Source organism: Candidatus Avelusimicrobium fimicolum (assembly GCF_021632165.1).
GTDB lineage: Bacteria > Elusimicrobiota > Elusimicrobia > Elusimicrobiales > Elusimicrobiaceae > Avelusimicrobium > Avelusimicrobium fimicola.
In genome coordinates this window covers 191373-202255 of the sequence record NZ_JAJWTS010000001.1, presented here as the reverse complement: position 1 = coordinate 202255, position 10883 = coordinate 191373, and the positions used below count along the sequence as shown (strand labels likewise).

At 47.7% G+C, this 10883-nt stretch carries 13 protein-coding genes; 9 read left to right on the top strand and 4 right to left on the bottom strand.

Features of this window, described 5'->3' with window-relative positions; genetic code table 11:
• On the top strand, positions 1 to 729 hold the full coding sequence (locus ACQY2K_RS00975; RefSeq protein ID WP_428040403.1) for a ComF family protein: 729 nt from the start codon (positions 1 to 3) through the stop codon (positions 727 to 729).
• A gap of 3 nt (positions 730 to 732) precedes the next feature.
• On the opposite strand, the gene ACQY2K_RS00970 is transcribed toward ACQY2K_RS00975, so the two are convergent.
• Genes ACQY2K_RS00970 through radC form a run of 4 tightly spaced genes read right to left on the bottom strand, consistent with a single transcriptional unit; the run spans position 733 to position 3722 of the window.
• Positions 733 to 1221, bottom strand: a complete 489-nt coding sequence (locus ACQY2K_RS00970; protein ID WP_428040402.1) for a hypothetical protein — start codon at positions 1219 to 1221, stop codon at positions 733 to 735.
• 11 nt (positions 1222 to 1232) lie between these two features.
• Positions 1233 to 1754 carry a hypothetical protein gene (locus ACQY2K_RS00965; RefSeq protein WP_428040401.1) on the bottom strand — a complete coding sequence of 174 codons (522 nt, stop codon included), beginning with the start codon at positions 1752 to 1754 and terminating at the stop codon, positions 1233 to 1235.
• The gene (locus ACQY2K_RS00960) at positions 1751 to 3040 is read right to left on the bottom strand and encodes a serine dehydratase subunit alpha family protein (RefSeq protein ID WP_428040400.1); all 1290 of its coding nucleotides are present in this window, start codon (positions 3038 to 3040) and stop codon (positions 1751 to 1753) included. The genes ACQY2K_RS00965 and ACQY2K_RS00960 overlap by 4 nt, the downstream gene beginning before the upstream one ends.
• 1 nt (position 3041) lies before the next feature.
• Positions 3042 to 3722, bottom strand: a complete 681-nt coding sequence (radC, locus tag ACQY2K_RS00955; protein ID WP_428040399.1) for a RadC family protein — start codon at positions 3720 to 3722, stop codon at positions 3042 to 3044.
• Positions 3723 to 3797: 75 nt separating this feature from the next.
• On the opposite strand from radC, the gene lpdA reads away from it, so the two are divergent.
• The 8 genes from lpdA (at position 3798) to ACQY2K_RS00915 (ending at position 10867) form a co-directional block, all read left to right on the top strand.
• On the top strand, positions 3798 to 5168 hold the full coding sequence (gene lpdA / locus ACQY2K_RS00950; protein ID WP_428040398.1) for a dihydrolipoyl dehydrogenase: 1371 nt from the start codon (positions 3798 to 3800) through the stop codon (positions 5166 to 5168).
• Positions 5165 to 5875 carry an RNA methyltransferase gene (locus ACQY2K_RS00945; RefSeq protein ID WP_428040397.1) on the top strand — a complete coding sequence of 237 codons (711 nt, stop codon included), beginning with the start codon at positions 5165 to 5167 and terminating at the stop codon, positions 5873 to 5875. The genes lpdA and ACQY2K_RS00945 overlap by 4 nt, the downstream gene beginning before the upstream one ends.
• 61 nt (positions 5876 to 5936) lie before the next feature.
• Positions 5937 to 7049 (top strand): butyrate kinase, encoded by a 1113-nt coding sequence (buk, locus tag ACQY2K_RS00940; RefSeq protein WP_428040396.1) that lies wholly within the window; start codon positions 5937 to 5939, stop codon positions 7047 to 7049.
• 31 nt (positions 7050 to 7080) lie between these two features.
• A complete protein-coding gene (locus tag ACQY2K_RS00935; protein WP_177747795.1) occupies positions 7081 to 7998 on the top strand; it encodes a phosphate acyltransferase in 918 nt (305 codons plus the stop codon).
• Positions 7999 to 8039: 41 nt separating this feature from the next.
• Positions 8040 to 9335 (top strand): peptidoglycan DD-metalloendopeptidase family protein, encoded by a 1296-nt coding sequence (locus ACQY2K_RS00930; RefSeq protein ID WP_428040395.1) that lies wholly within the window; start codon positions 8040 to 8042, stop codon positions 9333 to 9335.
• Positions 9325 to 9894 (top strand): ATP/GTP-binding protein, encoded by a 570-nt coding sequence (locus ACQY2K_RS00925; RefSeq protein WP_428040394.1) that lies wholly within the window; start codon positions 9325 to 9327, stop codon positions 9892 to 9894. Before ACQY2K_RS00930 ends, ACQY2K_RS00925 begins: the two co-directional genes overlap by 11 nt.
• A gap of 3 nt (positions 9895 to 9897) precedes the next feature.
• Positions 9898 to 10461 (top strand): AAA family ATPase, encoded by a 564-nt coding sequence (locus ACQY2K_RS00920; protein ID WP_177747805.1) that lies wholly within the window; start codon positions 9898 to 9900, stop codon positions 10459 to 10461.
• Between the two features lie 16 nt (positions 10462 to 10477).
• Positions 10478 to 10867, top strand: coding sequence for an SEC-C metal-binding domain-containing protein (locus ACQY2K_RS00915; protein WP_428039795.1), 390 nt, complete (start codon positions 10478 to 10480; stop codon positions 10865 to 10867).
• Positions 10868 to 10883: the final 16 nt, after the last annotated feature.

The window sequence follows — 10883 nt, the reverse complement described above, 5'->3', positions numbered from 1 at the left end:
ATGAAATACGGTGCGGCATTTTTTAAACTTGTGTTGCATTTCTTCCTGCCGCGCACCTGTTTTGCTTGCGGGTGCGATTTATCTTGGAACGCAAATGAACCCTTATGCGCGGAGTGCCTTTCCCGTTTGGACGCACCCGGGCCGCACATTTGCAAACGGTGCGGGGCAATGTTGAAGTACGGCGGGGCGCATTGTTTTGCCTGCCGGGGGAGTAAGGAGCGGAAATACAAATGCCGCGTAATTCGCTCTGCTTTTAAATTTAATACATCTTCCCGCGCGCTTGTACACGCTTTAAAGTATTCCCGGGCAGATTATTTGGCGAAATATATGGGTGCGCAAATGGCGGTGCGTTATAAAAACTACCCGGAACTGGCGGAGGCGGAAGTGGTAATGCCGGTGCCGCTTTTCCCTAAAAGAAACCGTACGCGTGGCTATAACCAAAGCGAACTGCTTGCAGAAAATTTTGCGCCCTTGGTGGGACTGCCGCTAGATAGCAAAAGTTTGGTGCGTATTAAAAATACGATTAGCCAAACCACTTTGGGCCGTGTGGGCAGATTAGCCAATATGAAAGGGGCCTTTGCGTATCAAAATCAGGAACCCATAAAGGGAAAAACCGTTTTGCTGATAGATGATGTGGCAACCACCGGGGCCACCTTGGAGGGCTGTGCCGAGGCGTTAAAAGCGGCGGGAGCCAAAAAGGTAATGGCCTATACTTTTGCCCGGGAATAAAAATTATTTTTTGTTAAAAAATCCTTTTTCGTATTGTTTCCCTTTAAAAATTACATTGTGTTTTTTTAATTCTGCTATAAATATAGTTTGGTCGCGCGGAGATAAATCATCCAGCAAGAAAAGAAATTGTTTGCCAAACATTAATTGCAATTTAAAGTATGGAACATAACTTGTACTCACTCTTCCGGGAGTATGTTTGTAGAAAATGGAAAAATAGGCAATTTGTCCGTATAAAAAATCTTTGTTGGGCGTATGGAAAACCAATCGGTCATCCGTAAAGGTACAGAGTATTTTTGATTTATTAAATAGTTTTATTATCCCCCAAAGGATACATACTAAACCGAGAATTATTCCAATATTTTCCATCCAATTTGTAGCGGGGTAACTACATCCCGCAATAAATAAACCTGCCACTAATAAGGTGATAGGGCGAGCATAAGGATAGGCTTCATAAAGTACGATGGAATTTTTTAAGCCGGTATTTTTTGACACAGTGTTCTCCTTTAATACTGAAATTTTTTGATAAGTTCTTCTGCGGAGTCCTCGGCCTGAAAGGGCAGTTCCGCTATACCGCGGGCTTTTAACTCCAATAGCAATGAGTCGCGGTCCTTTTTAGACAAGAATCCGAAATTTTGCATTTTGTATGAGTGGTAATTCTCTGTTACCAAGAATAATACTGTTTTTAATGTGAGTTTCCTCTTCCAGTACACTAGACGCTCGGCTAGGTAAAACCCCTTTACTTCCGGCCATAACAGTCGGTAATTTTTCGTGGATGTACTCGTCATTTCTGTTTGTTTCCACTCTATATGGTCCGGGTAAATTTTGCACACGGCCGGGGGAAAAAAGATAAGCGTAAAAAAATAAATGCTTACCGCCATACTAAGAATATAGATAAAAAGCAATTCCCGGTTGTGAAATAAACACAAGGTCAGCGTAATCATCCCTAGCGCGAGCAGGTACCCCAAGAATTTGTTAAAAATATTCTGGTGGAAAGAAAAGATTAGTTCGTTGTCCTTGTGTTTCATTTATTGCATTTCTTCTGCATAATGTTTACAATCATCGGGTCCACGCGGCTCATCCCTACGGTGGAAATACTGCCTAAATTTTGAATAGTCTCTTCTGCGGTACGGCCGACAAAACATTCCACTTCCGTAATGCCGTAATCGTGTATGGCCATATAGGCGGAGCGGATTGCCGCGTCGGTGGAACTGACAACTTTTAGCGCGCACCCGCTTTTTGCTCCGTCGCACAGCATACCGCCAATATCGCTGATGATGTTATTAATTGCCAGCGTAACAGCGGGTACGCAGTTGCCGCGCTGTTGGTAAGTGATAGCCGCCGTTGCTCCCACCCCTGCGGCAATCGCACAGCCGCAAATAGGCGCAAGTTCCCCGGTAAAGACTTTTACATAACCGTTTAACAAGTGGGATAGGGCAATACTCTTTAAAATGGTGGTTTCCTCTACTTCCATTTCCTTGCCTACTTTCCACGGTACCAAAATGGTTACGACTCCTTGGTTGCCCGATTCCCCGCTAGCCATAACGGGAACGGCTTGCCCGTCCATACGCGCATCGGCGGCGCAGGCGGTTAAAATTTTGGTGGACGAAATTAAGTCCATTTGCAGCAGTTTTTTGCGTACCAGTTCTTTAATGTAAAACCCTACTTTTTGCAAGGCTTGGCCCAGTTCGGCGGCTTTTAAATTCATTTCTACGCCCTTTTTGATGTATTTTAAATCTTCTTCGTCTGCATTATCGGCGGCATTTAATAAATCTTGCAGGGTGGCTTTTTTTAGGGCATTTTTAAAATCGTGCGCTTTTTGGGCACAGTTTTCAAGCGGTAAATGGTTTACTTTTATTTTATCTCCGCAAGATAAATACACCACGTCCGTATGGCTCCCCGCAATAACACATTTGGCGGTTTTATGGTTTTTGCCTGTTAGTGTACAGGCAATATAAAAGCCGTGCGCCTGTGGGGCAACTTCCATAGTCAGCAAATGCTTTTTTAGCATTTCTTTGGCTTGGGCCAAGACGGTTTTGTCAGCGGCGGATAAAATTTCCATATTCAGTTCCGGTTTGGCTAGTAAAATTCCCATTGCACCGGCTAACAGGTTTCCCTTTTCGCCGTCCGTGTTGGGTATTCTTACCCCCATACCGTTCTTATAGGTTCCGGCATCTAACTGAAATTCGGCTTTTTCTATGTCCGTTCCCAATTCTTTGGCGGCGTACGCGGCGCATAGTGCTACGGAAACCGGCTCCGTACATCCCATAGCCGGATAAACTTGATACTTTAAGACTTCTTTTAAAATGTTCATATTATATTTTCCCGTTTGCCTTTAAACTGTAATGAGATCCTTTGCCGATAATAATGTGGTCGTGTACCGAAATACCAAAAAGTTCCGCTGCCCGCAGCACCTCGCGTGTGAGTTCTATGTCCTCCTGCGAAGGGGTGGAATCTCCCGACGGGTGATTATGCACTAAAATGATGGCAGGGGCTTTGGCCGCTAGGGCGCACTCCACGATTTTGCGCGGCGAAACGGCCACTCGGTCAATCAATCCAGAAGCAATCGTTTCCGTGCCCATAACCGTATTACGCACAGAAAGATAAATCACTTCTAAACACTCCTCCTGCTTTCCGGAAAGCGAAGCGTTGCAGTATTCCAGCACCTGTTGCGGGGTGCGTATGGTTACGCGTTGTTTTACTTCGGCAAGCGAATATTTTTTAAATACAGCGCGAATCAGTTTTAAAAACTGTGCCGTTCCGGGGCCTACCCCGTCTATTTGCGAAAGTTGGTCCGGTGCCGCGTCCAGCACGGCGGCCAACGAGCCGAATTTTTTAAGCAGAGCCCAAGCAATCGGTTTGGTGTCTTTGCGCGGCACGGCATAAGTTAAAAGCAGTTCCAGGGCTTCGTGGTCCAGGAAACTGTCCAACCCTGCCGCCGCGAATTTTTCACGGATGCGTTCACGGTGTCCGATATAAGAAGGGTTATTTGGCATAGTGTTTCTCGTTTTTTATTATACTGTTTTTAATGCTAGAATAAATATAATCAAAATGACGTATAAGGGGGAAATATGAAACATATCGTCGTAATCGGCGGCGGGCCTGCGGGGTATCCGGCCGCATTAAAGGCTTCTTCGTTGGGGGCCAAAGTTACGCTGGTTGAAAAAAACAAAGTCGGCGGAGTATGTTTAAATTGCGGTTGTATTCCGTCAAAGTCGTTGTTGGATGCCGCGCACCGCTTTCATACGGTTAAAACCATTTCAGCCTTGTGTGCGGACGGCGCACAGGAACAGGCGGACAAACTGTTTAATCTGCTGGATTGGAAAAAAATCCAAGCCCGCCAACGCGCCGCTACTCGTAAACTGACGCAAGGGGTGTCCTTTTTGCTTAAAAAAGCAGGGGTAGAGGTAATAAATGGGGAGGCTTCCTTTGTAAACGAGCATACTATAAGCGTGAAAAAAGCGGACGGAACGGAACAGCAACTGGAAGCGGACGGCGTTATTTTGGCGACCGGGTCCGAAGCCTTTTTCCCGCCGCCGTTTGACCAAATAAAAGATAAAATTTACGATAATTCCACCCTTTTTGATATGCCTCATCTGCCCAAAGAATTAGTGATTGTCGGCGGGGGGGTAATCGGGTGTGAAATGGCCGACTTTATGAACGAATTGGGGGTTAAAGTAAGCATTGTGGAAATGCAGCCGCGCTTGTTGCCGTTGGAAGACGAGGGGGCCGCCCGCGTGCTGACACAAGCCTTTGGAAAAAGGGGTATTCAAATTTTCACAGGTGTAAGCGCGGAAGGAATAACTTGCGAAAACGGAACTTATACGCTTACGCTTTCCAATAGGCAAACCGTAACGGCTGATGCGGTATTAGCCGCTATTGGGCGCAGTGTGAATTTAAGCGCACTTAAAATGGAAAATATTGGCGTAACCTGGAACCGCAAGGGCGTACAAGTGAATCCGCAAACTTTGCAGTTAAAGGGTAATATTTATGCCGCCGGAGATGTAAACGGCCTTTTCCAACTGGCCCACGCAGCCAGCCGGCAAGGCGAAGTGGCGGCTTCTAACTTGTGCGGCGTTCCGGCGGTTTACCATAACGAAGGTGTGCCGCGCGCTATTTACACATCGCCCGAAATTGCTTCTATGGGTCTTACGCGCGCACAAGCCGAAGCCAAGGGACTGCCTGTTAAAACCCATAAGGCTTTTTTGCTTGCCAACGGACGTGCCGTAGCGCAGGACCAGACCGAAGGATATTACGAACTTATCAGCAATGCCCAAACCGGGGAAATATTGGGCGGTGTATTTGCCGGTGCGCACGCGGCGGAACTTATCCACGCAGTAAGTGTGGCCTTGGCCGCCAAAATGACTGTGGAACAGTTAAAAGAAGTGATTTTTGCTCACCCTACTTTTGCCGAATCTATCGGGGAGGCATTAAACAGATGAATCCCGTAACCATTGTGTTAGTACGCCCGCGCGACCCCAATAACATTGGGGCCTGCGCCCGGGCAATGGGAAATTTCGGGTTGTCCGACTTGCGCGTAGTGGACCCCTATGAACCTGTTTGGCGCGAATCTGTCAGTGCGGTTGGTGTGGGCGATATTATGCGGCAGGCTATAAAATGTGCAACCTTAGACGAAGCCTTGCAAGATACGTCCTTTTCTTTGGCCGCTACGGCTATTAAAAACCGCGAAATCAAGCAGGAAATCGTCCCGCTGCCGGTGTTAAATGAACGCTTGCAAACTGCTCCGCAAGGGCGTGTAGCCTTGGTGTTTGGCAACGAAAAGAGCGGCCTGTCTGGCGAAGATATAGAGCGGTGTGATGTGGTGCTGAATATCCCTACGGCGTCCAAACAGCCGTCTATCAATTTGGCCCAAGCCGTTATTTTGACTTGTTACGAACTATCCCGCCGTCCTGATTTTAAGGCAATCCGCCGCCCCGGCAAAGTACCCGCAAGTCCGACGGACGCGCAAAAGGAAATTTTTATTTCGTCAGCAGATGTGCTGTTTGAAAAGGCCGGGTTTAAGACCGATTTTTCGTCCGCCCAACGCAAAGCGCTTTTGCGCCATATGCTTTCCCGGCAAGGGCTGAGCCGGGAGCAGTTGTTTTTCTTAAAAAAATGGGCCGATAAATTGGCAGACAAACTGCCGTAAATAGCCCGGCCAAAGGCCGCCATATTTGTTAAAATATAACTAAGGCTTACAGGGGGCACAAATGGATTACAATATCCTAGTTATTAACCCGGGGTCCACCTCGGACGATATCGGCTATTACCGCGGAAATACATCCGTATTTGAGGTTACTGTCCGTTATTCGTTGACCGACTTGGAACCGTACGAAGGCAAAAATGTTACCGAACAGTTGCCCCTGCGCCGCAAATTGATTTTGGATTACCTGCTGGACCATAAAGTGCCGCTCAAAGAAATAAGTGCGGTTATCGGCCGCGGCGGATTTATTCACTCCGTAGAAGGGGGTGTATATGCCGTCAACGACCAAATGGTCAGCGACTTGGAAACAGGCCGCTATGGCGGAATCCACCCCAGCAATTTAGGCGGTATTTTGGCGCGTGAAATTGCCCAGTACGCAGGCTGCCCCAGTTTTATTGCCAATCCGGTCGTAATTGACGAAATGCAACCCGTGGCCCGCTATTCGGGTATGCCCGAAAATCCGCGTATTTCCATTTTTCACGCATTGAGCCAAAAGCGCGTGGCCCGTTTGATTGCGGGTAAATTGGGCAAACCGTACGAAAAAATGAATTGTATCGTTTGCCACGGAGGGGGCGGCATTACCGTGGGTGCGCACCGCGAGGGAAAAGTGGTGGACGTAAACAACGGATACGAAGGCGACGGCCCGATGACCCCGCAAAGAAGCGGCGGTACGCCAAACTCCGCCTTGGTGCAAATGTGCTATTCGGGCAAATATACCTTGCGCGATATGCGCCTTAAACTGCGCGGAAAGGGCGGCTTGGTGGCCTATACGGGCACTTCCGATGTAAAAGATTTAGAAGAATTTATCCGTACGGGTGAAAAACGCCCCGGCTCGCTCATTTGCTGCACGCGCGAAGAAGCCAAACTGGCCGAAGACGCAATGATTTACCAAATTGCCAAATACATTGGGGCAATGGCCGTAGTGTTAGAAGGAAAAGTGGATTTTATTGCGCTTACGGGCGGGCTGATGTATAGCAAATATATACCGCAGGCCATTAGCACTTATGTCAGTTGGATTGCCCCGGTATATGTGTTCCCGGGCAGCGAGGAAAAGGACGCCCTGCGCGAGGCTGCCCGCCGTGCGCTGGATAATCCTAAAATTGTAAAGAAGTACAGTTGATTTATAAAGTTAGTCTTGTAAGGAGAAAAGTATGAAATTCAAAAGTTTTGCCGATTTGATTGAACAAGTAAAAGGGAAATCAAACCGTGTAGTAGTGCCGGGCGCAAACAATAAAGAAGCGTTGACGGCTATCAAAATGGCCGACCAAAACGGCCTTATTTCCCACGGTATTTTGATTGGGCCGCTGGCTGCCGTCAAACAAACCGTAGCCGAGGTAGGTCTGGATGACAGCAAATTTGAATTTATTGATTGCGAAGATGTTCCTACTATGTGCAAACTGGCTGTGGACCAAATTTTGGCCGGTAAAGGCGACTTTTTGATTAAAGGTCTTGTGGATACCAAGTATTATATGAAGGCGATTTTAAACAAAGAAGCCCACTTGGTGCCGGAAGGGGCGCTTTTGTCCCACTTTGTGCTGTTCAGCACGCCGAAATACCACAAGCCTTTTGCGGTAACTGATTCCGCGGTGGTGATTGCCCCTACCCTGGAACAAAAGGCTAAAATTATCCAAAATGCCGTGAACACTATGCACAAACTCGGCTTGGAAACGCCGAAAGTGTCTTGCGTGTGCCCGGTGGAAAAAGTAAACGAAAAAATCCCCTCTACGGTGGATGCGGCGGCCTTGGCGCAGATGAACGCGGAAGGGAAAATCACCGGCTGCACGGTGGAAGGACCGTATGATTTATATATTTCTCTCTCGCCCGAACGCGCGGCCGAAAAAGGTATTAAAGGCAAAGTAGTGGCCGGAGATGCCGATATCCTGATGCTGCCGGACTTGGATGCCGCCAACCCGCTCTACAAAGCTTTGGCTTTCTTTGGCGACCATATGGAAGCGGCGGCTGTGCTCGTCGGCCCGAAAATCCCGGTCATTTTGCCTTCCCGCGCGGATGACCCGAAAGTGAAACTCAATGCTATTGCATTGTGCTCTTTCTTAAAGGACCAAAAATAGTTTAGAAAGGGGCGGCTTAACGGCCGCCCCTTGTTACGCTTATGAAAGAAAAATTCCTGGCTTTTATCCAACAGCATTACCGCCGCTACCACGATATTTTATTTTACACGCTTACGTTGAGTGTAATTATTGTGGCAACGGGGGTGGCGTTGCATATTTCGCACCTAAAAGATGTGCGGGAACTGGAAAATTTGCGTGAGCGCGAAATTCCGGTGCAGGAATTTACCATTAAAGAAAAACCGATTTATGTAGCTTTGCAGGAAGCGGGCCTTTCTAATCAGGAAGTTGCACAAATTGTGGGCAAACTTTCCACGGTGGCTGATACGCGCAAACTTCAAAAGAACGACACCTATTCCCTGTCGGTAGATGCCGATGGACATTTTATTATGCTGCTTCTTACGCAAGGTTTTAAACGCTATTATGTGGCCAATGTGGCCCACGTGGATGGTGCCTTGGTGGCGGGGGTAAGCGACGTGGAAATTAAAACCCGCATTAAAACTGCCGCCGGAAAAATTAAAGGCTCTTTGTTTAACTCTATGCTTGCCCGGGGTTTGCAAGTGCCGCTTATTTTAGATTTTACGGATGCTTTTTCGTGGACGATTGATTTTAACACCGATACCCGCAACGGCGACGAGTATGCCGCCCTGTGGGAAGAAAATTATACGGTATCGGGCGAAATAACCGGCCAAGATTTGCTCGCCGCTTCTTATAAAAGTGCAGACGGCGGAACTACTTACGCTTTTTATTTTGAAGATGATTTTTATGATGAAACGGGCAAAATGAGTAAAAAAATGTTCTTAAAATCGCCCATCAGTTTCCGCAATTACCGCATTTCGTCTCGCTTTTCTTACGGAAGGTTGCATCCTATTTTAAAAATTCGCCGCCCGCATTTGGGCATAGACTATGCCGCTCCTGCGGGGACCCCGGTTCAGGCCGTGGCAGACGGGACGGTAAAAGTAGCCGGATATAAAGGCGGTTTTGGCAATTATGTGGAAATCCGCCACGCCAACGGCTATATGACCTCTTACGGACATTTAAAAGGTTACGGCAAGGGTATTAAGGCCGGGGCCAAGGTCAAACAAGGGCAGACGGTGGGTTATGTGGGAAGCACGGGCCTTTCTACGGGGCCGCACTTGGATTTCCGCGTTAAAGAAAAAAATAAGTTTGTAGATTTTTTGAAAATGAAGAACCGCAATTCTACTGTGCGGGATATCCCCAAAGAACAACGCAAAGAATTTGAGGACTTAAAAGTGTTATACTTAAAAGAATTAGAAGCAGCCCAAAAGGCGGCCTTTGCTCCCAAAAAGGACGCCGCGGAGGACAAAAATGAAGCATAAAAAAATCGCCATTACCGGCGGCCCCAATAGCGGTAAAACGACAGCCCTGTCGGTGCTGAAAGAAACCTTTGGCCCGCAAGTGGAACTCGTGCGCGAAGCCGCCACAATGATTTTTAGCGGCGGATTTCCGCGGCAGGATAACAGCCGCGCGCATATTGAAGCCGCCCAGCAGATTATTTTCGTAGCCACGAAGGAAATGGAAGAATTGGCGGAACAGACATCCGAGGCACCGCTTATCGTGTGCGACCGCGGCACGGTGGATGCATCTGTTTATTGGCCGGACGGCCCGGACGCATTTTTTGCGCATATGGGCACATCCTTGGAAGCGGAACTGGCGCGCTATGATGCCGTACTGCACCTGTCGCCGCCGTCCAACCCGGCCTTTTACCAATCTACGCACGTCCGTACGGAAACCTTGGACAAGGCATTTGAAATTGACCGCAAAATTTTAAAAATGTGGGAAAAGCACCCCAACCGTTTAGTTGTGGGCGGCACCGAACACTTTTTTGAAAACGCGGAAGCCATTAAAAATTTTGTAGAAAAAATTATTAAAGGATAACTTATGAAAAAAATCGTTTTAACCGGCGGCCCCAGCGGCGGCAAAACCACGGCTCTTTCTATTTTGAAGGAAACCTTCGGTAACAAAATTGCCCTCGTGCAGGAAGCCGCAACCTTGATTTACAGCGGCGGTTTTCCGCGCAAGGACAACAGCCCTGTGCACATTGAACACGCCCAAAATATTATTTTTTATACTGTGCACCAGTTAGAAGAATTGGCCGAAAAGACCTCCAATGCCAAAATAATGGTATGCGACCGCGGGTCTATTGACGGAGCGGTGTATTGGCCCAAAGGCCCGGAAGATTTTTTTAAATCTATGCACAGTTCTTTGGAAGCGGAACTGGCGCGCTATGATGCGGTAATTCATTTGTCTCCGCCGCCCGAGAAAGATTTTTACCAGGCCACCAATGTCCGCACCGAAAACTTACAGCAGGCATTTGACCTGGATGACCGTATTTTGAAAATTTGGGAAAAACACCCCAACCGCTTGGTTATCCCGCGGGAGAAACATTATTTTGAAAAGGCGGAAATTATTAAGAATTTTGTAGAAAAACTTATTTCCGAATAATTAGGAGTTGCACAATATGTGGAATCCATTTAAGAAAAAAGAAGAAACAGCGGCCCCGGCGGCCGAGCCGGCTAAAAACGGCAAAAAGGAATCTATTGAGGAGCGCATTGAGCGGGAGATTGATTCTCTGCCTGCAATGATTAAAAGTAAATTGCAGGACCCGACCATCAAAAAGCGCTTTATTGATATCGCCAAACGTATGGAAAAGGACGGGGTGGACTTTAAAAGTATCCGCCAAATGAAGAAGTGGATGAAGAACCACGAAGCCGAACTCCGTGCGGAAAACGGAACTGCTCCCGCCAAGGTGGAAACGGTGGTTCACCAAGGCCCCCGGATTGGGCGTAATGACCCTTGCCCGTGCGGCAGCGGAAAGAAATATAAAAAATGCTGTGGTGCCGGAAAATAACGGCTTTTGAAGGAAT

Bases quoted from the DNA above. Each gene is read 5' to 3' on its own strand.
- ACQY2K_RS00975 (WP_428040403.1), top strand. From the start codon at position 1: ATGAAATACGGTGCGGCATTTTTTAAACTTGTGTTGCATTTCTTCCTG.
- ACQY2K_RS00965 (WP_428040401.1), bottom strand. From the start codon at position 1,754: ATGAAACACAAGGACAACGAACTAATCTTTTCTTTCCACCAGAATATT.
- ACQY2K_RS00960 (WP_428040400.1), bottom strand. From the start codon at position 3,040: ATGAACATTTTAAAAGAAGTCTTAAAGTATCAAGTTTATCCGGCTATG.
- radC (WP_428040399.1), bottom strand. From the start codon at position 3,722: ATGCCAAATAACCCTTCTTATATCGGACACCGTGAACGCATCCGTGAA.
- lpdA (WP_428040398.1), top strand. From the start codon at position 3,798: ATGAAACATATCGTCGTAATCGGCGGCGGGCCTGCGGGGTATCCGGCC.
- ACQY2K_RS00945 (WP_428040397.1), top strand. From the start codon at position 5,165: ATGAATCCCGTAACCATTGTGTTAGTACGCCCGCGCGACCCCAATAAC.
- buk (WP_428040396.1), top strand. From the start codon at position 5,937: ATGGATTACAATATCCTAGTTATTAACCCGGGGTCCACCTCGGACGAT.
- ACQY2K_RS00935 (WP_177747795.1), top strand. From the start codon at position 7,081: ATGAAATTCAAAAGTTTTGCCGATTTGATTGAACAAGTAAAAGGGAAA.
- ACQY2K_RS00930 (WP_428040395.1), top strand. From the start codon at position 8,040: ATGAAAGAAAAATTCCTGGCTTTTATCCAACAGCATTACCGCCGCTAC.
- ACQY2K_RS00925 (WP_428040394.1), top strand. From the start codon at position 9,325: ATGAAGCATAAAAAAATCGCCATTACCGGCGGCCCCAATAGCGGTAAA.
- ACQY2K_RS00920 (WP_177747805.1), top strand. From the start codon at position 9,898: ATGAAAAAAATCGTTTTAACCGGCGGCCCCAGCGGCGGCAAAACCACG.
- ACQY2K_RS00915 (WP_428039795.1), top strand. From the start codon at position 10,478: ATGTGGAATCCATTTAAGAAAAAAGAAGAAACAGCGGCCCCGGCGGCC.